Source organism: Methylobacterium sp. 190mf, from assembly GCF_900107945.1.
Taxonomy (GTDB): Bacteria; Pseudomonadota; Alphaproteobacteria; order Rhizobiales; family Beijerinckiaceae; genus Methylobacterium.
Genome location: NZ_FNVI01000043.1, coordinates 1 through 22,069, shown reverse-complemented (window position 1 = coordinate 22,069; position 22,069 = coordinate 1). Strand labels below are relative to the sequence as shown.

The 22,069-nt window shown below is 72.5% G+C and carries 24 protein-coding genes; 9 read left to right on the top strand and 15 right to left on the bottom strand.

The features are described 5' to 3' along the window. Nucleotides 1–45: 45 nt before the first annotated feature. A complete protein-coding gene (locus C4T42_RS29420; RefSeq protein ID WP_020094400.1) occupies nt 46–801 on the top strand; it encodes a DUF72 domain-containing protein in 756 nt (251 codons plus the stop codon). 193 nt (nt 802–994) lie between these two features. Here the strand turns inward: C4T42_RS29420 and C4T42_RS29415 are convergent, their stop codons facing one another. Then, nucleotides 995–2,191, bottom strand: a complete 1,197-nt coding sequence (locus tag C4T42_RS29415) for an FAD-dependent monooxygenase (RefSeq protein ID WP_020094401.1) — start codon at nt 2,189–2,191, stop codon at nt 995–997. Between the two features lie 515 nt (nt 2,192–2,706). Between C4T42_RS29415 and C4T42_RS29410 the strand changes: the two genes are divergently transcribed. After that, nucleotides 2,707–3,291: a hypothetical protein gene (locus C4T42_RS29410; RefSeq protein ID WP_020094402.1), complete on the top strand. Its 585-nt coding sequence runs from the start codon at nt 2,707–2,709 to the stop codon at nt 3,289–3,291. A gap of 129 nt (nt 3,292–3,420) precedes the next feature. Next, on the top strand, nt 3,421–3,714 hold the full coding sequence (locus tag C4T42_RS29405) for a hypothetical protein (RefSeq protein WP_020094403.1): 294 nt from the start codon (nt 3,421–3,423) through the stop codon (nt 3,712–3,714). Between the two features lie 95 nt (nt 3,715–3,809). On the opposite strand, the gene C4T42_RS29400 is transcribed toward C4T42_RS29405, so the two are convergent. From C4T42_RS29400 to C4T42_RS29365, 8 genes are all read right to left on the bottom strand, one after another. Next, nucleotides 3,810–4,160, bottom strand: coding sequence for a hypothetical protein (locus C4T42_RS29400; RefSeq protein ID WP_020094404.1), 351 nt, complete (start codon nt 4,158–4,160; stop codon nt 3,810–3,812). Between the two features lie 469 nt (nt 4,161–4,629). Further along, complete coding sequence (locus C4T42_RS29395) at nt 4,630–4,854, bottom strand: hypothetical protein (RefSeq protein ID WP_234083189.1); 225 nt, start codon at nt 4,852–4,854, stop codon at nt 4,630–4,632. 312 nt (nt 4,855–5,166) lie between these two features. Beyond that, nucleotides 5,167–5,679 carry a hypothetical protein gene (locus tag C4T42_RS29390; RefSeq protein ID WP_026605125.1) on the bottom strand — a complete coding sequence of 171 codons (513 nt, stop codon included), beginning with the start codon at nt 5,677–5,679 and terminating at the stop codon, nt 5,167–5,169. A gap of 59 nt (nt 5,680–5,738) precedes the next feature. Beyond that, complete coding sequence (locus C4T42_RS29385; protein ID WP_020094407.1) at nt 5,739–7,568, bottom strand: glycoside hydrolase family 15 protein; 1,830 nt, start codon at nt 7,566–7,568, stop codon at nt 5,739–5,741. Nucleotides 7,569–7,645: 77 nt separating this feature from the next. Further along, nucleotides 7,646–8,536: an SMP-30/gluconolactonase/LRE family protein gene (locus tag C4T42_RS29380; RefSeq protein WP_026605126.1), complete on the bottom strand. Its 891-nt coding sequence runs from the start codon at nt 8,534–8,536 to the stop codon at nt 7,646–7,648. A gap of 55 nt (nt 8,537–8,591) precedes the next feature. Beyond that, nucleotides 8,592–8,834: a hypothetical protein gene (locus C4T42_RS29375; protein WP_020094409.1), complete on the bottom strand. Its 243-nt coding sequence runs from the start codon at nt 8,832–8,834 to the stop codon at nt 8,592–8,594. Between the two features lie 411 nt (nt 8,835–9,245). Further along, nucleotides 9,246–9,905: a response regulator transcription factor gene (locus C4T42_RS29370; protein ID WP_020094410.1), complete on the bottom strand. Its 660-nt coding sequence runs from the start codon at nt 9,903–9,905 to the stop codon at nt 9,246–9,248. A gap of 8 nt (nt 9,906–9,913) precedes the next feature. Further along, entirely contained in the window at nt 9,914–11,254 is a 1,341-nt protein-coding gene (locus C4T42_RS29365) for a histidine kinase (protein ID WP_020094411.1), read from the bottom strand. A 178-nt stretch (nt 11,255–11,432) separates the two neighbouring features. Between C4T42_RS29365 and C4T42_RS29360 the strand changes: the two genes are divergently transcribed. Continuing rightward, nucleotides 11,433–12,344, top strand: a complete 912-nt coding sequence (locus tag C4T42_RS29360; protein ID WP_020094412.1) for an MBL fold metallo-hydrolase — start codon at nt 11,433–11,435, stop codon at nt 12,342–12,344. Between the two features lie 58 nt (nt 12,345–12,402). Here C4T42_RS29360 and C4T42_RS29355 read toward each other — a convergent pair whose 3' ends face one another. After that, complete coding sequence (locus C4T42_RS29355; RefSeq protein ID WP_020094413.1) at nt 12,403–13,533, bottom strand: epoxide hydrolase family protein; 1,131 nt, start codon at nt 13,531–13,533, stop codon at nt 12,403–12,405. A 230-nt stretch (nt 13,534–13,763) separates the two neighbouring features. Then, nucleotides 13,764–14,969 (bottom strand): MFS transporter, encoded by a 1,206-nt coding sequence (locus C4T42_RS29350; protein ID WP_020094414.1) that lies wholly within the window; start codon nt 14,967–14,969, stop codon nt 13,764–13,766. 102 nt (nt 14,970–15,071) lie between these two features. On the opposite strand from C4T42_RS29350, the gene C4T42_RS29345 reads away from it, so the two are divergent. Next, entirely contained in the window at nt 15,072–15,635 is a 564-nt protein-coding gene (locus C4T42_RS29345; RefSeq protein ID WP_026605129.1) for a TetR/AcrR family transcriptional regulator, read from the top strand. A gap of 85 nt (nt 15,636–15,720) precedes the next feature. Here the strand turns inward: C4T42_RS29345 and C4T42_RS32830 are convergent, their stop codons facing one another. After that, nucleotides 15,721–16,743: an acetylhydrolase gene (locus tag C4T42_RS32830; RefSeq protein WP_280177408.1), complete on the bottom strand. Its 1,023-nt coding sequence runs from the start codon at nt 16,741–16,743 to the stop codon at nt 15,721–15,723. 355 nt (nt 16,744–17,098) lie between these two features. On the opposite strand from C4T42_RS32830, the gene C4T42_RS29335 reads away from it, so the two are divergent. After that, nucleotides 17,099–17,710, top strand: coding sequence for a TetR/AcrR family transcriptional regulator (locus C4T42_RS29335; protein ID WP_020094417.1), 612 nt, complete (start codon nt 17,099–17,101; stop codon nt 17,708–17,710). 53 nt (nt 17,711–17,763) lie between these two features. Here C4T42_RS29335 and C4T42_RS29330 read toward each other — a convergent pair whose 3' ends face one another. Both C4T42_RS29330 and C4T42_RS29325 read right to left on the bottom strand, forming a co-directional pair. Next, complete coding sequence (locus C4T42_RS29330) at nt 17,764–18,210, bottom strand: type II toxin-antitoxin system VapC family toxin (protein ID WP_103986394.1); 447 nt, start codon at nt 18,208–18,210, stop codon at nt 17,764–17,766. 4 nt (nt 18,211–18,214) lie between these two features. Continuing rightward, a complete protein-coding gene (locus C4T42_RS29325; protein ID WP_026605131.1) occupies nt 18,215–18,454 on the bottom strand; it encodes a type II toxin-antitoxin system Phd/YefM family antitoxin in 240 nt (79 codons plus the stop codon). Between the two features lie 214 nt (nt 18,455–18,668). Between C4T42_RS29325 and C4T42_RS29320 the strand changes: the two genes are divergently transcribed. Both C4T42_RS29320 and C4T42_RS29315 read left to right on the top strand, forming a co-directional pair. Then, on the top strand, nt 18,669–19,277 hold the full coding sequence (locus C4T42_RS29320) for a PAS domain-containing protein (RefSeq protein WP_020094420.1): 609 nt from the start codon (nt 18,669–18,671) through the stop codon (nt 19,275–19,277). Nucleotides 19,278–19,397: 120 nt separating this feature from the next. Then, on the top strand, nt 19,398–20,690 hold the full coding sequence (locus C4T42_RS29315; protein ID WP_234083187.1) for a TAXI family TRAP transporter solute-binding subunit: 1,293 nt from the start codon (nt 19,398–19,400) through the stop codon (nt 20,688–20,690). A gap of 58 nt (nt 20,691–20,748) precedes the next feature. Here C4T42_RS29315 and C4T42_RS29310 read toward each other — a convergent pair whose 3' ends face one another. Beyond that, nucleotides 20,749–21,015, bottom strand: a complete 267-nt coding sequence (locus C4T42_RS29310) for a GNAT family N-acetyltransferase (RefSeq protein ID WP_020094422.1) — start codon at nt 21,013–21,015, stop codon at nt 20,749–20,751. 789 nt (nt 21,016–21,804) lie between these two features. Here C4T42_RS29310 and C4T42_RS29305 point away from each other — a divergent pair. Next, nucleotides 21,805–22,069, top strand: a 265-nt coding sequence (locus C4T42_RS29305) for a transposase (protein WP_146074073.1), incomplete at its 3' end; no start/stop codon positions are given.

The following is a 22,069-nucleotide window of genomic DNA, read 5'->3' as shown; positions in this document are numbered from 1 at the left end:
GATCGCCGGTCGGGCCGGCATGGCTTCGGCCCCGAGCGGTATTCCATGCATCCATCAGACGCCATCGCCGTCGGAACCGCGGGCTGGAGCCTGCCCAAGGCCTACGCGCCGCAGTTCCCAGAGGCGGGCAGCCATCTGGAGCGGTACGGACAGCGCTTTTCCGCGGTCGAGATCAACACCGCCTTCTATCAGCCCCATCGGGCGACGACCTACGCGAGATGGGCTGCGGCGGTGCCGGACGGGTTCCGCTTCGCCGTGAAGGTGCCGCGATCGATCACGCACGAGCGGCGCCTCATCGGCGTGGATGAGCCCCTCGCGCGCTTCCTCGGGGAGGTCACGGGCCTCGGGACAAAACTCGGGCCGCTGCTGCTCCAGCTCCCACCGAGTCTGGCCTTCGACAGCCCGTCCGCGGCGACCTTCCTATCGGGATTCCGGCGGCGCTTCCCGGGCGACATCGTCTGCGAGCCGCGCCACGCCACGTGGTTCACAGAAGATGTCGACCGCCTGCTCGTCGGCCTCGCGATCGCCCGTGTCGCGGCCGACCCCGCGCCGGTCCGGAACGCCGGCATGCCCGGTGGCTGGCCGGACCTCGTCTACTATCGGCTCCACGGCTCGCCGCGCATGTACTACTCGGCGTACGAACCGCGCGTCCTGTCCCGGATGGCCGAGCGCCTCGGAGCGCACAAGGCCCTCGGCCGACGCGCGTGGTGCATCTTCGACAACACCGCGGAGTTCGCCGCGATCGGTGATGCCCTCGACATGCTCGCGCGCGTCGAGACCCGACAGGGATCCGATTCATGAAACAACAGACATTGATCTCACAATTCTAGGGAGGACTTTCCCCCGCCGGCACAGCCGGTCTTGTCGGGAGAGGCGGCCCCGACAACGGACGCCGTCGTTCCTGAGCCAAGGTCAGACCCCGCAGTGAACCGAGCCGTGGCGATCCGAGCGCGCGATGTGGAACCGCCCGGAGCGTGTGTGCCGAGGAGCCGATTCAGGCCAATCGACCGACGTAAGCGGAGACATCGGGCTCCTCGGAGCGCCCATCGAACAGCTTCGCGGTGACGCGGCGAACGGCGGGCCTGCTCGCGACGTTCAGGGCCGCGTGAAGGAGACGGATGCCGATCCGCGTGCGCGGGTTCATGAGCTTCGGCGCGAGCTTCGGGACACCCTGCGCCCTCTCGACATACGGGCGCATGACCCGCTCGTAAGCCGCGAAGCCCGCCGCGACCGTGTCGGCGCGCGCCAGCTCACCGGCCAGCACGCAGGCGCCGGTGACGGCCAGCGTCGTGCCGATGCCCGCGAGGGGCGTCGCGCACCAGGCCGCGTCGCCTGTGAGCACGACGCGTCCGGACGACCAGCGCTTCATCCTCACCTGGCGCAGGACGTCGAGGTAGAAATCGTCCGCCGCGTCCAGGCCGGCCACGACGCGCCCGGCCTGCCACCCGGCGCCGGCGAACCGCGCCCGCAGGAACGCCTTCTGGCGAGCGATATCCCCGTCCTGCTCGCCGCCGGGCGGCTGACGGAGCGTCAGCATCGCGCGCGTCGTGCCGTGCCGGTCCGGCCGCAGCGAGATGCTGCGGCCGCCCGTGGCGTTGAACCAGCGCCACATCCGGTCGTCGCCGGGGATTCTGGGAATCGTGAAGTACGCGATGGTCAGATCCATCCAGCGCGGCGCGTTCTCTCCGGGAAAGACGAGCTCGCGGGTCGATGAGCCGACGCCCTCCGCCACGACCACCGCGTCGTAGCGTTCCGTCTCGCCGCCCGCGAAGGTGACGGCGACCGCGTCCCCGTCCTCCGCGAGGCGGGCCACACGGTCGCCGAAGCGATAGTGGGCCCGCTCCCGGGCCGGCTCGTAGAGAAGGCGCGCCAGGTCGCCGCGCAGGATCTCCATCTCGGCGGTCGGGCCATCACCCTCGGCCCCGGCGACGTCGAACCGCGCGGCGACCCGTCCCCGGCCGTCGATCCAGGCCGTGCCCTCCTCGCCGGTGCCGCTGGCGAGGGCGGCCCGTTCCAGACCCATCCGGCGCAGCACCGTGCGACCGACGCCGCGCACATCGACGTTCTGCCCACCGTCCCGGAAGGCGGGCGCGCGCTCGACGACGGTCACGTCGAAGCCGCTGCGGCCGAGCCACCAAGCCACCGTATTGCCGGCGATGCTGGCGCCGGTGATCAGGATGCGACGCGCCATACGGAAACCACCCCCGGGGACCCAACAGCGCCCGGTGCAACGGGTTGCCGGCGACGAGCGCGGCTGTTCGCGGCGGGACGCTCCCGTCTCGGCGGTGCCGGCGGTGGGATCGCCACCCGGCCGTGCAGCGCCGCGGAGGCCCACCCGCTCCGACCCGCGGCGGCGCCGATCCCCTCGACAGGTCTCGCCGCGTGCCCAACATGAGCGCGACGATCGTGCCGATCGTCCCGCGCGGGACGCGCGCGGAACTCGGTCTGGTCTGCTCAAGGCTGACGTGAGACCGGCGCAGGCAGGGATTTCAGGGCATGACAGGGGGACACGGAAGGTCCATCGGCGGTCCGGGCACTGGCGAGCGGTCGGGTGACGCCGGTGCGGAGACGCGCGAATCTGCTGCTCCGGCCCGCCACGCCGTCGCGCGGGCCGATGGCGGCCTCCCCGGTGATGGCCGCGCGCCCTGCGAAAGCCGGAGAGACCGGACCCGGCGAACACGGCGCGTCGGCGCGCTCTGCGCCCTGATGATCGCGGCGCCGACGGCGACGCGCGCCGAGCCGGTGGCGGCGCTTCTCCGGGACTGGACCACGGCCAACGGCCTCTGCCGCGGCGGCTCCGGCGACGATCCGCGCACGCAGGTTGCCTGCGAACGGCGCGACGGCCTCGATCGCCGGCTCGCCGCCGCGGGCTGGTGCCACGGACGCCCGGCCGACACCGGCGCCCAGAGAACCTGGCAGCCCTGCGGCGACGGCACGCGACAGCCTGCACAGGCCGGGACGGAGACCCCGCAGGGCGCAGCGCGGCGCGTCCTGCTCGATGTCGCCCGGGGCCCTGCGGAGGCCGGGCGGGGACAGCCGGTGCAGTTCGTCGTGCACGCCCTGAACCAAGTCGGCCCCTGGGCCTTCCTCTTCGCGCGGATGCAGCGGCCCGACGGCCGCCCCCTCCCTCGCGCCGCGGACGATCTAGACTCGAACGACTACGCCGCGCTGCTGCGCCAGGACGGAAACGGCTGGCGGGTCGTCGACTTCGCCGTGGGACCGACCGACGTCGCGTGGGAAGGCTGGGACCGGCGCTACGGGGCACCGGCCTCCGTCTTCGCGGTCAGGTGAGGTTCGTCCCCGCCGCATGAACGGAGAGACGCTCACGCGCCGACGCCTTCGGCTCTTCGCGGTCCGGCCGATCCAGGCGGCTGTCCCGGCGCCGGTGTCGGCTCCCGCCAGGACCCGGGAGGCCCGGGCATGATGGCCGCGCGGCGCTGGCTAAGCGCGACGGGGCTCGCGCTGCTTCCGACGACTTCCCAGGCCGCCCTGCCGCCGTCCTGGCAACGCGTGCGTGAAGTCCAGGCCGTCGCGGAGGCGGCCGCGCGGGTGCTGGGATCGCGTCCGATCGATGCAGTCGAGCGCGTCGACGGGGAGCGCTACCGCGTCCGGGCGGGTGACTGTCGGGTCACGGTCCGCGTCGTCGTCCGCCCCCGAGCACAGCCGGGACCGCAGGCCTTCGACGCGATTCCGGACGCTCCGGACTGCCCCTAGGACTGCCACGGGCTTCATCCCTGCGCCGCGGCGTCGAGCGCCGGAGAGGCCTCGGAGAGGTCGCGGCCGCGCACCCGCGGCGCGGCGCTCGCCCGTCAGACAGGCCGGCCCGGCGAGCCGGCGTGCATCGCGCCGATCACGGCGAGCAGACCGAGCAGAACCATGAGCACGGAGTAGTACTGCATCGGGATCCAGAACAGGGTGTGGCGCGGGCGCAGGATCACCGTCTGCCCCGTGCGCGGGTCGAGCAGTTCGCGGCCCGGCCTGCCGTTCAGCCGGGTGCCGAGCCACCAGTTGAAGCCGGCCGCCACCACCCACACCAGGATGACGCCCGTGGGCGTCGGGACGCCCAGGCGGGTGAGCGCCGGATCGAGCAGCACGCTGCCGATCAGGCCCGCCGCCGCGATCAGCGCCGTCAGCATTCCCCAGCCGGACCAGATGATCATTCCCAGACATCCCCTGTCTTGGCGAACGGTCCCGCCTCGCGGGACGCGGTTCCTCCGGCAGGCGCCGGCACGATGTTGCGATGGGCGGCCCAGTCGCGTTTTCGCCGGGTCGCGGGGATTGTCCGACGCCGAAACTGGTATCGACCGGCATCCCGCGCGGCCCGTCGGTCGCCCTCCCGGCCGCGATAGCCGCGGTGCAGATCGGCGGTCATCGGGGTTCGGGCGCGGGTCGGGTCGACGGCGAGGCTCATGCGATCGGCGGATCAACTCACGTCAGGCATCGTCGCGTGCGACACCTCGCACGGCCCGGTCCCGCCGGCAAGCTGACCCCTGACCGAGGGGCGGGATCACCGGAACGGCTGCACGGCCGTCTAGACGTTCATCGACGACCCTCTCGTCGCCGCTGACCAGATCCGTCGACGACCGGAGCGTCGGCGGCCCTGCCTCGCAATGCGCGAATACCGCCGATCTACCTGGAGCCGGACAATCCGAAAAGGATCGCCGCGCCTGCGACAAGGAGCGGCGCCCAGAAATGGACCAGGCCGCCGCCGCTCCAGACCGAGAAGGTCTCCCGGCACCCCGTCGTGTTCATCGCACATCCCAGGGGGACGAAGTACATGAACCACACGAAGGTCGCGATGACGAGAAGTGTCCCGAAAATCAGCGCGGCGCCCCGCATCGACAACATCCTCATGCGCGCCTGGTCCGGGCGCGCTCCGCTACGGCCCGGGGCCACGATCGGATCCCACCCTGCCAGGACCGACGTCTCCTGTCGCTCCATGACGGGCGCGTCCGCGAGGTTCGCGTGAGAGCCGCGACAGGGATCTCGCGGGATCCGCGCCGGCGCGCACCGCGAGGCGGGGGTCCGCGCCCGTGACCGGCCGCGGCCGGAAGAGAGGCGCGCCGCGGATCCGGCCCGTCCGCTACCGGTGAGATGGCGCGGAAGCCGACGCCGGTGTGCAAGGGCCGAGCCCGGAGCGCCCGCGGCGGCCGTCCGGGTCTGGCGCTACCGCGGACCGCCGCCGCGCCGCCGCGCGATCTCGTGTCCCGCGCTGTCGAGGGCGCCCGACGGCGCGAGGCTGTCGTTCGGAACGGCCTGCATGCCATCGTGCGCGGTGCGCGAGGTCGGTCGCGCGAGACCGTGATCGCCGGCGGCCTGCTTCATCGCCAGCGCCCTGCGGGAGCTCGTGACCAGGCGACCGCGCGCCCGGGCGTTCCGCCTGCGCTCGCTCTCCTTGCTGGCGCGCTTCACCGCGGCTGCCAGCACCGCGGCCTTCCGGCGGGTCCCGGTATTGTCGGTCGCGGCGCGCGCGCCGGACGGGGCGGCCTTGCCGCGCAGCTCGCGGCGCTGCCGGCGGGAGATATCCCGCGCACGGTCGCGGCTTGCCCGAAGACGCGCGACCAGCTCCGCCAAGCCGCCGTCATCGGCCTCACCGAGCCTGGGGTGATGCGAGCGCGCGACGAGATCGGCCTCGTCCACGCTCAGGAGACGGGCTTCGTGACGGCTCGATCGGGACATGGGCACTCCTGTGCTGAATGAGGGGTGGCGACAGCGGACGGGCGGATGGCGGGCGGCGATCAGTCGGGGCCGCCCAGGGTCGGTGTCCGGCGCAGCGCCGTCTCGCGCAGGGACCGGTCGGCGTAGGTGCCCTGCACCGCCGCGCGACCGCCGTGGTCAAACAGGTCGAGCATCAGGGCGCTGTGGATGAAGCCGAGATGGCTGAAGGCCTGGGGGAAGTTCCCCAGGAAAGCGCCGTCCGGCGCGACCTCCTCGGCGTAGAGGCCGACGTCGTTCTGGAGGGCGCGCAGGGCGTTGAAGCGCAGCCGCGCCTCCGCGTCCCGGCCGAGCCAGAGCAGCGCGTCGACCAGCCAGAAGGCGCAGAGCAGGAAGGTGCCCTCGTGGCCGGGCAGGCCGTCGTCGTTCCGGTAGCGGTAGACGAGGTGGCCGTGGCCGAGGCGCTCGATGACGACGTCCACGGTCCGGGCGAAGGCGGCCTCGTCGACCGGGAAGCCGACCAGGGGCGCCATCAGCAGGGCGGCGTCGACGTCGTCACCGTCGAGATATTGCGGGTAGTAGCCGTCCCGGTGGATCCCCGGGCCGTTCACGCAGGCGACGATGCGGTCGCGCTCCCGGCACCACGTCTCGCGCGGGCCGAACAGGCGGATCGCCCGGTCCAGGGCGACCCAGTTCATGATCGCCGCGTGGAGGTAGCGCTGCTCGGGCTTGCGCGGCTCCCAGAGACCGGCGTCGGGGCGGTGCCAGTGCGCGGCGGAGATGTCGGCCAGCCGGGCGCCGTGCCCGAGCATCGCCTCCGGGAGCGTGCCGCCCAGGCGTGTGTAGAGGTAGAGCAGGTCGAGCACCTGCCCGTACGCGTCGGCCTGATGCTGCGCGGCGGCCTCGTTGCCGGCCCGCACCGGCGCGCTGCCCTGCCAGCCCTCGAAATGCGCGATCGTGGTCTCGGCGAGGTCGACCTCGCCCGAGACGCTGTAGAGCGGCCGCAGCCGCCCCTCCGCCCGCGCGCAGAGGTCGGACACGAACCCGAAGAAGGCCTCGGCCTCGCGCAGCATGCCGAACTTCTTCAGGACGTAGAAGGACAGGCACGCGTCGCGGATCCAGCAGAACCGGTAATCCCAGTTGCGGATCCCCCCGATCTCCTCGGGGAGGGAGGTCGTGGCCGCCGCGACCATCGCGCCGGTGGGCGCGTATGTCAGCGCCTTGAGCACGAGCGCCGACCGGATCAGCTCATCGGCGAGCGGTCCCGTGTAGGCGGCGTCCTGCGTCCACAGCACCCAAGCCTTGCGCGTCCGCTCCATCAGGGCACGCGCGTCCGGCGAGGCGTCCGGCAGGGCACCGCCGTAGAGGCTGAAGCTCCGCGCCTGCCCGCCCTCGAGGACGAACCGCGCGGCGGCCCCGGCGCCGTCCCGCACGAGTTCGACATCCGCGACGAGGCCCGGGCATCCCGGTGCCGTCACCCGGCCGCCCGCGATCTCCGGCGGCGCGAAGGACTCGGCGAAGCCCGCCAGCGGCCGGTAGGCGACCACCATCGGAACACGGCCCGACACGCCACTGACGAGCCGGACCAGGAGCGGCCGGTGCGGGCCGCCCTCAGGCCCGACCATGAAGTCGTGCAGGGTCACGAAGCCGTCCGGGGTGGTGAAGGTGGTCTCCAAGATGTTGCTGCGGCTCAGGTACTGCCGCGCCGTCTCGTACCGCCCCTCGGGGCGGATGGAGAAATGGCCGCCGCGCCGGCGGTCGAGCAGCCGGGAGAAGGCCGGGTCGGCGTCGAAGCGCTCCAGGCAGGCCCAGTCGATCGATCCGTCGCGGGCGACGAGCGCGCACCCCTCGCAGTTGCTCAGGAGGGCGTAGGCTTCGATCGGCTGATAGGGGCGCTCGCCCGCGTCGGTCATAGAGTCTCCTGGGTGTTGCGCTTCGACGCGCCGGCTGATGTCGGGCCAGGGCGGGCGAGAACCGCGGTCCGGCCTGGTCAGGCGCAGAGCCGGAAGGCCGGCTCCAGCAGCCCCCGCGCGCCCACGTCGATCAGGATCGTCCGGCCATGCTCCGGATCCTCGGCGCGGTCCGCCACGTCCATGCCCTCGTAGGCGGACGTGACCAGCAGGCGGTCGAGATCGCGTCCCGCGAAGGTCGGACAGGTCGGCTGCCGCATCGGCACCGACACGGTGCGGACCCGCTCGCCCGCGGGGCTGTAGGCGTCGAGGCAGCCGGCGCCGAAGCGCGCCGTCCAGATCAGGCCCTCGGCATCCACGGCGGCGCCGTCGATCGCGCCCTCGCCGCCGCGGTGGTCGAAATGGATCTCGACCGGTCCCCGCGGCAGCCCGGTCCTCGGATCGAGCGGGACGCGGTGAAGCACGCCGACGTCGGTATCGACGAAGTAGCCGGTGGCGCCGTCCGGCGAGAAGCTGATGCCGTTGGGGATCGTCAGGCCGCCGAAGAGGCGGTGCACCTTCGTGCCGGCCACGTGATAGATCGAGCCGCGCCCCTTGGTGGCGTCGCGGTCCATCGTGCCGATCCACAGCGCGCCGCTCGGATGGACGCGGCCGTCGTTGGACCGGTTGTGGTGCAGATCCTCCTCAAGGGGGCAGAGCATCCGGATATCCCCGTCCCGGATCGACCGGACGTAGAGACCGTCCTCCGCCGAGAGCAGCTGGTGGGCGCCGTCGATCGCCGCGATGTCACTGACCTGGACGGGCAGGACGTGGACGAGCGCCTTCTGGGCGCTGGCGATCGGCTTCTCGAACAGGCGCGCTTCCAGGATATCGACCCACCACGCCGTCCCGGTGCGCGGATCGTAGCTCGGTCCTTCACCGAGGTGGCAGCGCACCTGGCTGAGAATTCGGATGTCGTGCGGAGGACGCAAATGCTCGTTCCCGTTCGTGTCGGTCGATGTTCGAGGCGGACCTGTCGCGACGGCGTCAGCACTTGTCGCAGACGCTGCCGAGGACCGCGTCGAGGTCCTTCTGCCGTCGCGTCCGTTCCCGCGGATCGTGCAGCGGCGCGGCCCCCGCGCCGGGCGGCACCGTCTGCCCCACCGACGAGCGGTACGGCGCGTTGATCGTGGTCTCAGGGCCGCCGCCCGTCCCCGTGAACGCGGCTGCCAGCGCCGCATGGATGCAGATGAACGGCGCGATCAGGCCGATGATCGCTCCACGGGTCATCGCTTGTCCGACAGTCATGGCGAGCCTCCCGATTCAATCTCCGATCCGATCTGCCTGCGCGGTGATGCGCGCCTCGTCCGCGGGGCGAGAGCCGACGACCGACGGGAGATCCACGATCGACCACACGGCCATCGGCGCACGGTTATTCCCTACCGGCCCGCGACCGGCGCACCGCGCCGACCAAGAGCAGAGACGCCCTCTCCATGTAATCGTCGTTTAATCCGCAGTCTCGGCAAAATCACCAACCGTGACTTCACGCATCATTTCGTGCCGCGATGGCAAAGTAGATGGTGACATGCAATCGCGGAGTGCCCTCACGCACGCATCGGCGCGGATTAAACGCGGCGCTTAGTTCAGCGATGGATGTCGGGAAGGATCATCCGTCACTCAGACAGATGCGCGCGGTCCCCGTCACGCCCTGCCGGCCAGCTCTTCGGGCGGGCACACGAGCCCGGCGCCCACGGCGATCCAGACGAGGTGTGCATCCGTTCGGGCACCGAGCTTGGCGCGGATCCCGGACAGGTTGTTGTGCACCGTCTTCAGGCTCAAGCAGAGGGCCTCGGCCACGGCCTGCGCCGTCATCCCCCCCGCGGTCAGGCTCAGGATCTCGACTTCCCGCGGGCTCAGCGCGTCGACGGCCGAGCGCCCGCCCGCCACCTCGTCCTGGGCGATGGCGTGGGCGATGTCGGCGCTCATCGCCCGCTCGCCGCGCAGCACGGCCGCCACCGCCGCCAGCAACGCGCGCGGCGGGCTCGCCTTGGTGACGTAGCCGCACGCCCCCGCGGCGAAGGCTCGGCGCGCGACGACGGCTCCGGTGCGCATGCTGAAGACCAGGATGCGGGCCGCCCCGTCCCACTGGCGGATGTGCCGGATGGCCTCGATGCCGCTCGGCCCCGGGAGCGACAGGTCGAGGATCACGAGATCCGGCCCGTGCGCCTTGTACTGGCGGTAGGCCTCCGCCGCGCTCGCCGCCTCCGCCGTCACGACGAGTCCCGGCTGTCGCTCGATCAGGCGGCGATAGCCCTCGCGCACCACCGGATGGTCGTCGACGAGCAGGATGGACGTGGGCATGAGACGCCTCAGACCGCGGTCGGGACGGTCGCGCAGGCGCGGATCCCGCTGCCGGTGCCGGTCAGCGTGAAGCTGCCGCCGAGGGCGGCGAGCCGCGCGCGGATGCCGACGAGGCCGCGGCCGGTGCCGGAGGCCGTGCGCGAGACATCGCCCTTGCCGTCGTCGTCCAGCGTGAGCGTCACCGCCCGCGTTCCGGTCTCCGTCCGGACGACCCGCAGGAAGATCCGGCTCGGACGCCCGTGGCGGAGGGCGTTGGTCAGGAGCTCCTGCGCGATGCGGTAGAGGCTCGCCGACACGGTCACGGGCATGTCGGCGAGGTCGCCGGCCACGTCGAGATGGAGGGCCGGGCCGGACCTGAGCTGCGCCCGCCAATCCGCCACGAGGCCCCGCAGCGCGTCCTCCAGCCCGGTCTCGGCGAGGTCGGGCAGTTCGAGGCGTGCCAGAGCCCCGCGCAGGCTCTCCCGCATGGTGGCGAGGACGGCCTCGATGCCGCGCGCGTCCGCGCGCAGATCCTCGCGGTCGTCGGGCGCGGCGAGTTCGATCGCGGCCGCCCGGGCGCCCGCGGCGGCGAGGCACTGGCCGAAGGCGTCGTGCAGGTCCCGCGCGAGCGCCTGCCGCTCCTCTTCCTGCACCGTGACGAGCCGCTGCATCAGCTCCGCGCGCGCGGCCTCCGCGCGGGCGAGCCGGTCGGCGAGGTCATCGCAGGCGCGTGCGATCCGGTCGAACTCGGCGGCGGCGAAGCGCGGCAGCGGCGACCGGGTCCGGGCCGCGTCGAGCCTCGCCAGCCCGCGCACGATCTGCCCGGCGGGCGCGACGAGGCGCGTGACCGCGAGCCAGTTGAGGAGCAGTGTCGCCGCCGTCAGAGCGAGCGCGAGCCCGCCCGCGAGACGCACCCGCTGCCAGACGCGGGCCGCCGCAGCGGTCGGATCGGGCCAGGCGGTGACGCTGCCGATCGTGCGCTCGCGGAAGACGATCGCGCGGATCGTCGGCGCGGCCGCGGCGTCCCCCGTAACCGCCTCCCGGAACCACGCGGGGGCGGCATCGAGGCCATCCCAGTCGCCGCAGACGCGCCGCGGCAACTCGACGCCGAGCTGGATGTCGGCGCAGATCCCCGGGAGGATGGTGAGGAGGGCCGGTGCGGGCTGCGGCGGCGCGGCGGGCATCGCGACCGGACCGGCGCTGCCGAGCCCCGGCTGACGCGCAAGCTGCGCGGCGATCCGCTCCGCCGAGGTCGCGGCCTCCCGCTGCAGGCTCGCCTGGGCCGCGAAGCCGGTCCAGGCGACCGCTCCGGCCAGGCACAGGAGGGCGACCACGAGGAGGCGTAGGCCGAGATGCGCGGGCAGGCTCATGGGGGCGAAACGGCCGGGCTCGAAGCGACGTGCCGATCTGGCACCGGGAAGGGCCCGGCGCGCAAGCCGCGCCGACGCAGCGCGGGAAGAATGCCCGGCCGTGCGCGGGAGGACGTCCCTGGCCCGCGCCCCGCACGCCTCGCAGGATGGCGGCGTTTCGTCTCCCGCGGAGCCCGCCATGGCCTCTCACCTGTCCCGCCGCAGCCTGCTCGCCGCCTCCGCCCTGCTGCCGCTCGGCCTGCACCGCCCCGGCGCGGCCGCGCCCGGACCCGCGCCCCACCGGGTCGGCGCCTTCACCGTGACGCCCCTGCGCGACGGGCTGTTTCCGCTGGAGCCGCGCATGATGCCCGCGGCCGAGAGCCCGGCCGGACGGGGTCTGTTGACGGGGGCCGGTCTTTCCGGGGAGGGTCCGTCGCCGGAGCCGGTCAACGCCTTCCTGATCCGGCGCGGCGCGCGCCACTGGCTGCTCGACGCGGGCTGCGGAACGGTCTTCGGACCGGACTTCAACCGGGTGACCGCCGCGCTGGCGGCGGAGGGCGTGCGGCCCGACCAGGTCGAGACCATCTGGCTGAGCCATCTCCACGCCGACCACGTGGGCGGTCTCCTGACGCCGGGCCGCCTGGCGCGGTTCGCGAACGCCGAGCTCGTGGTGCAGGAGCGCGAGGTCGCCTACTGGTCGGATGCGGGAGCGCGGGCCGCCGCGCCCGACGCCCTGCGGCCGATGTTCGAGACGGCGCAGGCCGTGCTCGCCGCCTACCCCGATCGGATCCGCCGCCTCTCGGGCGAGGCCGAGCTCGCCCCCGGCATCCACGCGATGCCGCTCCCCGGCCATACGCCGGGTCACATGGGCGTGCTGATCGCGGACGGCGTGGACCGGTTGCTGATCTGGGGCGACGTCATCCACTCGCGGCTCCTGCAGATGCCGCACCCGGACTGGACCGTCATCTGGGACACGGATCCGGCGGAGGCGATCGCGACCCGCCGGCGCATCCTCGACCGCGCGGCGGCGGAGGGCCTGAGCGTGACCGGGATGCACCTCGCCGCCCGCGGGCGGATCGAGCGGGACGGGGCGGGCTACGCGCTGATCTAGAGGATCCGGTTCGTGCCGCCGGGTCCGGCCGAGTCCGCGATGCGGCGGGACGACGCCGTCAGCCGCGGCCCCAGTCCCGCAGGTCCCGGACGAACAGGTCCGGCGCCTCCATGGCGGCGAAATGGCCGCCGCGGGGCATCGTCTGCCAGCGCGAGACCGCGTAGCCGCGCTCCAGCCACTCTCGCGGCGGCGCGGGCGTGCGCGGATCCGGGTAGGCCGCGAAGGCCGTCGGCACCGTGACGCGCCGCCCCGGCGGCATCCGGCGCACACCCTCCTGCTGCGCGCCGGCGTAGAACCACGTCGCCGTCGCGAAGGAATCGGTGAGGATGTAGAGCAGGGCGTTGGTCAGGAGCTGATCGTTCGTGAAGACCTGCGCGAAGGGCCGCTCCCGCAGGTCGGCCCAGTCGTGGAAGCGCTCGACCAGCCACGCCAGCTGCGCCACCGGCTCGTCCGCCATGGCGTAGCCGAGCGAGAGCGGCCTGGTGCCCTGCAGCTGCGCGTAGGCCCCGAGCGCCTGCTGGGTGGCTCCGGCCTGCTTCTGCCAAGCCCGCTCCGCGGCGCTCTCCGGCTCGGCATCGGGCTGCACCAGCAGGTAGTTTAGGTGGATCGCCTCCAGCGACGCGGCGTGGTCGAGACCGAGCCAGGCCGCGACACCGGCACCCCAGTCGCCGCCCTGCACCCGGTAGCGCGGGTAGCCCAGTTGCTCGCGCATCAGGCGGTCGAACAGCCGCGCCGCGGTGCGCGCGCCGATCGGCGCGGCGGGTTTGCCCGAGAAGCCGAAGCCGGGCAGCGCCGGGATCACCAAGTCGAACGCGTCCTCCGTCCGCCCGCCGTGGCGCGACGGGAAGGCCAGGAGCTCGATCACCGACCAGAACTCGTAGATCGAACCCGGCCAGCCATGGATCAGCAGCAGCGGGCGCCGGCCTTCCGCCTCGCCGACGACGTGGACGGCGTGCAGGTCGAGATCCTCGACGCGGGCCAGGATCTGCGGGAAGCGGTTGAGCGCGGCCGCGGCCGCGGCCTCGTCGAAGCCGTCGAGCCAGTGGGCGCACAGGTCGGCCAGGACGGCCGGATCGCAGCCGTAGCGCCAGCCGGCTCCCGTCGGCAGGCGCGGCAGGCGGTAGGCCCGCACGCGCTCCCGCACCCAGGCCAGCCGGTTCGCGTCCCAGGCGACGGTGAAGTCTCGCATGATGCCTCCGCTCGGCTCCGTGTCCCGGGAGCGTGCCGATACCGGCCGTCCCGTTCGCGCGACGTTGATCCGGGTCAACGCGGCCGGGCCGGGACGGTCACGCCGGGATCGCCCCGCCCGGCACGACGGCTATTGGCGGCGCGATCGCGCGAGGGCTGTCGGCCCCCGGCGGCCGGCTTCGGTGCCCTTCCGGGACGCGGACCCGACCGGAGCGCCGCAGGCAGGGTACGTCAGCCGGGCGAGACGCGTCGCGACGTCAGCGCCCGCCGCGCCAGGAACCCGGCCGCGCTCATGGCGAGGATCGCGGCCGCGTAGAGGTCGGCGGTCGTCACGTAGCCGATCCGGCGCACGAGATACCCGGCACAGATCACCGGGAGGCTGAACGCCAGGTAGCTCTCGACGTAGTAGCTCGCGAGGAGCTCCGCCCGCTCGCTCGGCTTCGCCAGCGGGACGATCGTGCCGAGGGCGCCGAGGAAGCTCGTCCCGAAGCCGGCCCCGCCGACCAGGGTCCCGCCGATCAGGACCGGCACGCTCCCGCCGTGCATGCCGGCGAGCACGATGACGAGACCGGCGGTCATGGCGAGCGTCCCGATCGTCAGGTTGGCCGCGGCGTCCCGGCCGCGCCGCTGGAGGACCGCGAAGGCGCCGGCGACCATCAGGGCCGCGACCATGACGCCGCTCGTCAACGGGGTCCGGCTGCCCGTCGCGGCGACGACCAGCGAGGGAACGATGGAGAGGTAGAAGCCACCGAGCATCCAGGTCGCGATGTTGGTCGGCGTGATCGCGGCCAGCGGCCGCCTGGCCTGTGGCGGAACCACGACGCGCGGCCTCAGGGCCCGCAGGGCGCCCGCGCGGCGCTCGCCGGTCTCGGGCGTGAGCCAGAGGAGAGCGGCCTGCGCGGCGAACACCGCGCCCAGGATCGCGTAGACGAGGTGGAGGGGGTGCGGGCCGTACTGCACGAGGGCGCTGGTCCCGAGCGCGCCCGCCGCCATCCCAATCAGCGGCATGATCGCGTTCACGAGCTGGGCCCGCGCCCGGTCGACGTCGACGAGCGCGGCGCCCAGCGAACTCGCCGCGATGCCGGTCGCCACGCCCTGGACGAAGCGCGCCGCGATGAGTCCCCACGCCCCGCTGGCCGTCGTGAACAGGGCCATCGCCACCAGCTCGAGGAGCAGCGCGCCGAAGATCACCGGCCGTCGGCCCAGATGGTCCGAGATCGACCCGGCGACGAGGAGCGCCTTGAGGAGCGCCAGCGCGTAGACGGCGAACACCGCGGTCGTGAGCACGGGGGAGAGCGCGTAGGTCTCCTGGTAGAACCGGTACAGCGGCGTCGGAGCGGCGGACGCGGCGAGGAAGGTGCCGAGCACCGCCGCGTGGAAGAACAGCGTGCCGCTGCCCGCGACAGCCACAACTTTCAGCTTGCGGTCCCTGGTCATTGGCGAACCTAAAGGCTAATCCGTTGCGTTTGATGCGTAGGCCCTCCGCACCACAAACGCAATATCTTTGCGTTTGTGGTGCCCCAGATGGCAGAGTGCAGGATGACGACGAGGCAAGGGCCGCGTCCGGGCGGCCGCAGCGCGCGGGTGCAGACCTCGGTTCAGGCGGCCGTGCGCGCGCTCCTGACCACGACGGACCGTTCGGAGATCACGGTGCCCCTGGTGGCCGCCGCGGCCGGCGTGACGCCGTCGACGATCTACCGCCGGTGGGGCACGCTCGCCGAGCTCTTGGCCGATGTCGCGGTCGAGCGGCTCCGTCCCGACGGCGAGCCGGCCGATACCGGGAGCGGCCGGACCGATCTCGAGGCGTGGGCGGAGCAGTACGCGGACGAGATGTCGTCCGCGCCGGGGCGGGAGATGATCCGGGACGTCCTGGCGGCGGCGGACGCGAACTGTGCCCAGCGATGCTGCAGCTTCACCCGCGATCAGATCGCGATCATCGCGGATCGGGCCGTGGCCCGCGGCGAGGCCTTCCCGGACCCCGAGGCGGTGCTGGACGGGGTCGTCTCGCCGATCCTCTACCGGATTCTGTTCGGGACCGCGCTGGACCGGGAACGGATCCTCGAGCTGGTCGACCGCACCCTGACGGCGCGCGAAGCGACCTGACCCGAGGCGCCGACCCCGTGCACCGACCTCGCGGAGGAGGCCGGGCTCCTGACCTCAGCTGCCAGGAGGCGCGACGAGCGGCCCGTCAGAGCGGCTCCACGGGCTGGGCGCGCGTCCGGTCCTTTCCGCGGGTCGCTATCGCGGGTTGCGCCAGCGACGCGCCCGCGTAGCCCGCGGGCGCGACGGCGAGGATTGGTCGCCAGGTCGAGGACCACGCGCGCAGCGGCTCCGGATCGCCGCGGAAGGCGAGGTCGAGAAAGGCCAGCGTCCCGGCGGCGGTCGCCGCCTTGACCTGCGGGTTCAGGTTCAGACCGCCCGTGAGGGGACGGTCGGTGAAGATGCTGTGCGAGCCGCCCTGGAAGACCGCCAAGGACTTCCGGGGCGTCGCGATCGCCTCGTACACGGCGAGGCGGTCGCTGAACGGCGAGGTGCGACCGGGCAGCTGGATGACATCCTCGGTCGCCGTCACGTGCAGGGTCGGGATCTCGACGGCGCCCAGGACCGCCCGCAGGTCGCGCTCGCCGTAGAAGGGCGGCGCCGAGATCACGATCCCGGCCGCGATTCGCGGATCCCGCGCCTGAAGGGCGTGCCCGTCGCGGACGACGCGCGCACCCGCGGCGATCAGAGTCGTGTTGGCGCCGTAGGAATGGCCGGCCGCCACGATCCGGCGCGGGTCGATCCGGTCTCCGAAGGCGCCCCCGTCCTGAACGAGGAGGCGGTCCAGGGCGAAGCGCAGGTCGCGCGCCCGGGCGATCGCCTCCCGTTCCTGCGCCGCCCGCTCGATCCGGTCGAGCAGGGCCAGGGGATTGCCGGTCCAGACGGAGCTGTCGCTGCCGACGTGCTGCAGGTGCAGGCTCGCGATCCCGTGGGACGACCAGTGCCGACCGAGATAGCTGTAGCCGGTCCGGGACTGTCCGAGACCGTGCGAGAACACGACCAGCGGGACGCGGCGCCGGAGCGACGACGTGTTCGGCCAGTACAGGCGTACCGGCACCGGTCGCTGGCGCGCGCCGTCGACCCAGTCGAAGTCGACGATCCGGACGTCCTCGACGACGGGCTCCGCCGCGGCCGGCCGCGTCACACCCGCGGCCAGGGTTCCCAGCAGCATGGCGCCGACCTGCCGACGGTTGGGCAATGGCCGTGCCGCTGTCGGACCGGAAGACTCGAGCATGGGGAAGGCTTTCGCGAGAGGAGGGGAGCCAGGAGGGTTCGCAGAGCCGCGCATCGCCGGCCGCAGCCCGATCACGACGCGCCCTCGCCCCCGGCGCGCGCCAACCGAATTCCGTTCGCCGACGGAGGCCCCGACGGCGAACGAGGCTGCCGATATCGGCAGGAAGGGGCGGGCGCCCGACCGGACTCCGCACCGCGTCCCGAGACCGCGCATCAAAATCGCACTCGGTGTAAAAATATAATTGCACCGCGTGCAACTTTGCAAGTGCGGAATCGCATGTCACAACGCCGGCATGGGGAGCCCGCCACCGAAGCCCGGCAGCCTGCGCGCGCGAAAACGGCAGGAGACACTGGAACGGATCGCCGAGACCGGCCTGCGGCTGTTCAGCCGGCACGGCTACGAGGCGACGACCCTGGACGCGATCGCCGAGGCGGCCGGCATCTCGCGTCGAACCTTCTTCTACTACTTCAAGTCAAAGGAAGAGATCCTGCTGGAGTGGCAGATGCGCGGCTTCGGCGCGGCGCTACGCAAGGCCGTCCTGGCCCAGCCGGATGGCAAGGTCCCGGTCGAGGCCGTCCGGGACGCCCTGCTGGCGCTGTCGACGGGTTTCCGGACCCAGGAGTTCATCAGCATCGATCGCGTCATGCGGTCCAGCGAGACCCTGAAGGCCCGCAAGCAGGCGGCCTACGGCCTGCACGAGCAGGCCCTGCACGCCGCGCTGATCGAGCGCTGGCCGGATCCCGTCCGCAGCGCCCCGCTGCGCCTCGTCGCCATGGCGTCGCTCGGTGCGATGCGCTTGGCGATCGAGGCCTGGATCCAGGCGGGCGGCGACCGTCCCGTGGACGCCTTCCTGCGGGCGGCCTTCGCCGGTCTCACGGCCGAGTTCTGCACACCGTCCCGATAGTCCCGCCGCGATCGGCACGCCGCCGCGGCCCCGCGGTGACGGGCGCGACGCCGTCACCGCCCATCGGCCGGCAGCGCGACGAAGGGATCGCAGGCGGGAACGCCGAGCGGCACGAAGTGCCGCACGTTCCGGGTCAGGACCGTCCAGCCGTTGCAGCGCGCGGTGGCGGCGATCGCGAGATCCGCGAAGCCGGGCGCGTGCCCCTGTCCGCGCGCCAGATCGGACAACCCGCCGATGTGGCGCGCGACGGCGAGGTCGATCGGGAGGACCTTGGCGGCGTACAGGTGCAGCAAGGTCTCCAGCCACGCCGCGAGGCGCTCGGCCTTGCGCGCGGCACCGTCCCTGCGGCTCTTCGCGATGCCGTCCTCGATCTCGGCGATCGTGACGACCGAGAGGTGGAGCCCCGCGCTGTTCCGGTCCATCCAGTCGATCAGTGCGACGGCCGGAACGGCCTTGGTCGGCGCGCCGGCCGAGAGCACGTTGGTGTCGACGAGGTACACCGCCTCACAGCTCGGCGCTTCTGAGCCCGCCGGACGGGGGGGCGAGGTCGTCCGCCGCGACGGGCGCGGCCATGAGCAGGCGGCCGAACGACGGGACGCGGGACAGCCGCTGCCAGTCCTCGAAGCTGAGCAGCACGGCCTCGGGGCGGCCGTGGCGGGTGATGATCGAGGGCGCGCCCTGCTTCGCTTGGTCGATGACGGCCGACAGCGTCGCCTTGGCGTCCCGAAGCTGGATCTCCTGCATGGCGCTCTCCGTGACCACTGTGGTCATAATGGGTGTCCAGGTTCCGATCTGCAAGGACCGCCCGCGGCCCGTCGTCGGCACCCGGCCCCGGCGGCTCGCCGGGGCCGACCCGTGTCCGGCACGCAACAGTTGATTGCAGACCAGATTATGCCCCTTGCGGTTGCAGCGCTTTAGGACCAACGTATGTTACTGTTAACTGAATACGGGTGCTCGGGTGGCAGCTTTTAAGCCCCTGGACGGGCAAACAGCCTCGGAAACCTTCCAGACGGCGCTGGACGCGCTCGACGTCGTCGGCCGCTGGGAATGGGACGCGGGCGTCGATCGGGTGCGGGCCGATGCCTTCGTCGCCCTGGTGTACAACGTCGATCCGGCCGAGGCCGAGGAAGGCGTCCCGCTCGGCCGCTACATGAGCAGCATCCACGCGGACGATCGCGAGCGGATCGATGATCTGATTCGGCGCAGCGCCCGCGAGGGGACACCGTACCTCGCCGAGCATCGGGTGACCTCGGCGGACGGTCGGACGCGCTGGGTCTTGGTGCGCGGGCGCTTCACCGGCGATCATGTCGGGCGGCTCCAGGGCGGCAGCGGCATCCTCCTCGACATCACCCGGATGCGGATGTTCGAGGACATGGCCGACGAGGCCGTGCCGCGTGCGGAGACGTCGCCCCTCGAGCTGGCAGCGGATCACGCCATCGCGGCGATGTACGCGATCAGCGAGTTGCGGGACGCGGAGCTCAAGGTGCAGGCCGAAGCGCTGCTGATGACGCTGGGCCGCAGGCTCGCCCTCCAGGAGGTCCAGGACCGGCACCGCCAGATGAACTGATCGCGGTGTCCCGAGCAAGATACAGCATGGGGCGGAGCGTCGACCGATCCTGTCCGGGAGCGGGAGACTGGGCCAGACACGCGCGCTATGCTGGTGGATCGGCAGATCAGCGCGGCACGGATGATCCGGCGTTCCAGAACGACAGTCATCGTCCTCGGCGTCATCGCCGGGGCCGCCGTCGCTGCTCTGCTCATCCATCTCCTCCTCGGCCTGCTCTCCCTCGACATCGCGGTCGCCAAGACCAGCACCGAGGATCGGGAGGCCGCGCAGGCGCTCACGCAGCTCTTCGAGACCCAGCATCCGCGGGTGCGCATCCGGACGATCTTCGAGCCGGATCGCCTTGGCGCCTCGGCGGCCCTCGACAAGGGCGAGACCCAGCTCGCCCTGGTGCGCAGCGACGCCGCGCCGAAGGACGGGCAGACCCTGGTCATCCTGCGCCGCGACGCGGTGGTCTTCGTCGCGCCCGGGGGCAGCCCCGTCGACAGCGTGGCCAAGCTGCGGGGCAGCACCGTCGGTCTCCTCGACGGGCGTAAGCTCGACCCGCTCCTGCTCGACCTGATCCTGACGCATTTCGGCGTGCCCCCGAGCAGCGTGCATCGCCGGATCCTGACGATCGACCAGCTGACAGAGGCCGCCCGCAGCCGCCAGATCGGTTCGGTGTTCGTGGTGGCTCCGGTCGGGAGCGCGCTGTGGCTGCCCCTGTTCACGGCGCTGCGCAAAGGCTCCGGGGCGGCGAAGCTGTTCGAAGTCGACGAGGCGGCGGCGATCGCCAAGGAGCACCCCGTGCTCGACACGATCGACGTGCCCAAGGGCGCGTTCCTCGGCTCCCTGCCGGCACCGGGCGACGACATCACCACGCTGTCCGTCAGCCACCGGCTCGTGGCCCGCGGCGCCATGCCGGACTGGCTCGCCGGCGAGATCACCCGCGAGGTTCTCACCGGCAAGCCGCGGCTCGTCGCGCTCGACGACGATCTGGCCGGCATCGAGGCCCCCGACACCGACGACAAGGTCCAGGCGCTCCCGATCCACCCGGGCGCGACGGCGTACCTGACCGGGAACCAGCCCAGCCTGAGCGATCAGGCGCAGAACGCGGCCTACTGGGTCGGGCTCATGATCAGCGCGCTGGCCTCCCTCGGCGCGGCGGGCATCGGCCTGTATCGGCGCTTCCGGCCGCTGCAGCCGCCCACCCGGGTCATGCGCCTCCTGGAGATCTGGCTGTCCGTGTCGAGCGCCGATCCGGTCGAGCTCGATCATCTGGAGCGGGAGGCCGACGCGCTCGCGGCGGAGACGATCCGGATGGAGGCCCACAGGCGGACGGAGAGCGTCGAGATCCGCCTCGTCGCCCTGCTCGTCGCGCATGTCCGCGAGGCCGTCCAGCGCCGGCGGCGGCACGTGGCGCAACGGATGACCTAGCGCCAGGCGATCCCGGCACCGGCCCCCGGCGGCGGCCGATCCCGGCCCGGTCGCGGCCTCACGCGAGCAGGTCGCGATGCGTCCGATGCCCGCGCAGCCACGCCCGGGCGTAGCCGCACAGGGGCACGATCCGATCGCCCTCGGCGCGCGCGTGCGCCGCGACGCCTTCCATGAGACGGCCGGCCGCCCCGGTGCCGCGCAGGACCGGCGGCGCGTAGACGTGGCTGATGACGAGCTGGCCGGGCTCCCGCCGATAGGTCGCGAAGACGACGTCACCGCCGACCTGCAGCTCGAAGCGGCCTCGCTCGACATTGTCGCGCAGCATCTCGGTCCTCCTCGTCCCCCGGCTTTGCGCGGCTCCGATCGGGAAGCACCGCGTCGAACCCGGCGCTCTGCAGGATCCCCGCGCCGCCACGGACGGCCTCTCGGAGGCCCGCGCTCCCGCGACGGTTATATGGGGCGCGTGTCCTCGTCGCGGACGCGGGTCAGAACCGACGCGTCGGCATCGCCGCCGACGACGCGGACATGGCGCGCGAGCGCCGCAGCACGACGAGGCCCGCCGGACGACGCGGCCGGCGCGGCCGGCACGGCGGTCCGCTCCTCGCGGCGCGGATGCGGCGCGGATTAAGCGCGGCCCGCGATCGTCTAACTCTGGACATCCCGAGACCACCTGGACCGCCCGGCTCACGCCGCGGCGGTCATTTCGTGCCGGCATCGTCGGCGGACCGGCCCCTCCGGCCCTCCGAGCCACTCTCAGCGCGGCCCGCCGCGCCGTGTCGGACCGATCTGCGGGCTCCCCGCGGGGAGGCCGGTCCACGTCGGCGTCCCACAGCTCAGGCGCGATCCGGGCGGTTTGCCCGCCGATGCGCGCGCCCGGACCGCTATCGGATATTTCGGCACGTCAACCCGAAGTATTCAATAAGAAAAACATAACACTATGATCTCAAGCTCGATACTTTGCGATATTCCGGAACTCAGACAGCTTTCTGTGCTTGCCCAATGGTAGTTTTCTGGAGAACATCATGACCGCAATCCGGATCTTCGTCCTCGTGTCGTCGCTCCTTTGAATCGCCCCGGGATTTTCGGAGGCTCCAACTCTTGAGAGACTGGAGCCATGACGAAGCATACCCCACCCTTTTCCCCTGAGGTTCGCGAGCGGGCAGTCCGGCTGGCCCGGGAGCATGAGAGCGAGCACGGTTCGCAATGGGCCGCGATCCAGTCGATCGCGGCCAAAATCGGTTGCTCTGGCGAAACGCTGCGCAAGTGGGTCCGTCAGGCCGAGCGCGACCGGGGCGTGCGGGCCGGACCGACGACGGATGAGCGCGAGCGGATCAAGGCGCTGGAGCGGGAGAACCGCGAGCTCCGGCAGGCCAACGAGA

Excerpts from the sequence above, each read along its gene's own strand:
- C4T42_RS29385 (WP_020094407.1), bottom strand. The coding sequence starts at position 7,568 with ATGACCGACGCGGGCGAGCGCCCCTATCAGCCGATCGAAGCCTACGCC.
- C4T42_RS29350 (WP_020094414.1), bottom strand. The coding sequence starts at position 14,969 with ATGACCAGGGACCGCAAGCTGAAAGTTGTGGCTGTCGCGGGCAGCGGC.
- C4T42_RS29365 (WP_020094411.1), bottom strand. The coding sequence starts at position 11,254 with ATGAGCCTGCCCGCGCATCTCGGCCTACGCCTCCTCGTGGTCGCCCTC.
- C4T42_RS29360 (WP_020094412.1), top strand. The coding sequence starts at position 11,433 with ATGGCCTCTCACCTGTCCCGCCGCAGCCTGCTCGCCGCCTCCGCCCTG.
- C4T42_RS29375 (WP_020094409.1), bottom strand. The coding sequence starts at position 8,834 with ATGACCCGTGGAGCGATCATCGGCCTGATCGCGCCGTTCATCTGCATC.
- C4T42_RS29405 (WP_020094403.1), top strand. The coding sequence starts at position 3,421 with ATGATGGCCGCGCGGCGCTGGCTAAGCGCGACGGGGCTCGCGCTGCTT.
- C4T42_RS29420 (WP_020094400.1), top strand. The coding sequence starts at position 46 with ATGCATCCATCAGACGCCATCGCCGTCGGAACCGCGGGCTGGAGCCTG.
- C4T42_RS29345 (WP_026605129.1), top strand. The coding sequence starts at position 15,072 with ATGACGACGAGGCAAGGGCCGCGTCCGGGCGGCCGCAGCGCGCGGGTG.
- C4T42_RS29335 (WP_020094417.1), top strand. The coding sequence starts at position 17,099 with ATGGGGAGCCCGCCACCGAAGCCCGGCAGCCTGCGCGCGCGAAAACGG.
- C4T42_RS29400 (WP_020094404.1), bottom strand. The coding sequence starts at position 4,160 with ATGATCATCTGGTCCGGCTGGGGAATGCTGACGGCGCTGATCGCGGCG.
- C4T42_RS29410 (WP_020094402.1), top strand. The coding sequence starts at position 2,707 with ATGATCGCGGCGCCGACGGCGACGCGCGCCGAGCCGGTGGCGGCGCTT.
- C4T42_RS29395 (WP_234083189.1), bottom strand. The coding sequence starts at position 4,854 with ATGAGGATGTTGTCGATGCGGGGCGCCGCGCTGATTTTCGGGACACTT.
- C4T42_RS29325 (WP_026605131.1), bottom strand. The coding sequence starts at position 18,454 with ATGCAGGAGATCCAGCTTCGGGACGCCAAGGCGACGCTGTCGGCCGTC.
- C4T42_RS29315 (WP_234083187.1), top strand. The coding sequence starts at position 19,398 with ATGATCCGGCGTTCCAGAACGACAGTCATCGTCCTCGGCGTCATCGCC.
- C4T42_RS29310 (WP_020094422.1), bottom strand. The coding sequence starts at position 21,015 with ATGCTGCGCGACAATGTCGAGCGAGGCCGCTTCGAGCTGCAGGTCGGC.
- C4T42_RS29415 (WP_020094401.1), bottom strand. The coding sequence starts at position 2,191 with ATGGCGCGTCGCATCCTGATCACCGGCGCCAGCATCGCCGGCAATACG.
- C4T42_RS29370 (WP_020094410.1), bottom strand. The coding sequence starts at position 9,905 with ATGCCCACGTCCATCCTGCTCGTCGACGACCATCCGGTGGTGCGCGAG.
- C4T42_RS32830 (WP_280177408.1), bottom strand. The coding sequence starts at position 16,743 with ATGCTGCTGGGAACCCTGGCCGCGGGTGTGACGCGGCCGGCCGCGGCG.
- C4T42_RS29355 (WP_020094413.1), bottom strand. The coding sequence starts at position 13,533 with ATGCGAGACTTCACCGTCGCCTGGGACGCGAACCGGCTGGCCTGGGTG.
- C4T42_RS29390 (WP_026605125.1), bottom strand. The coding sequence starts at position 5,679 with ATGTCCCGATCGAGCCGTCACGAAGCCCGTCTCCTGAGCGTGGACGAG.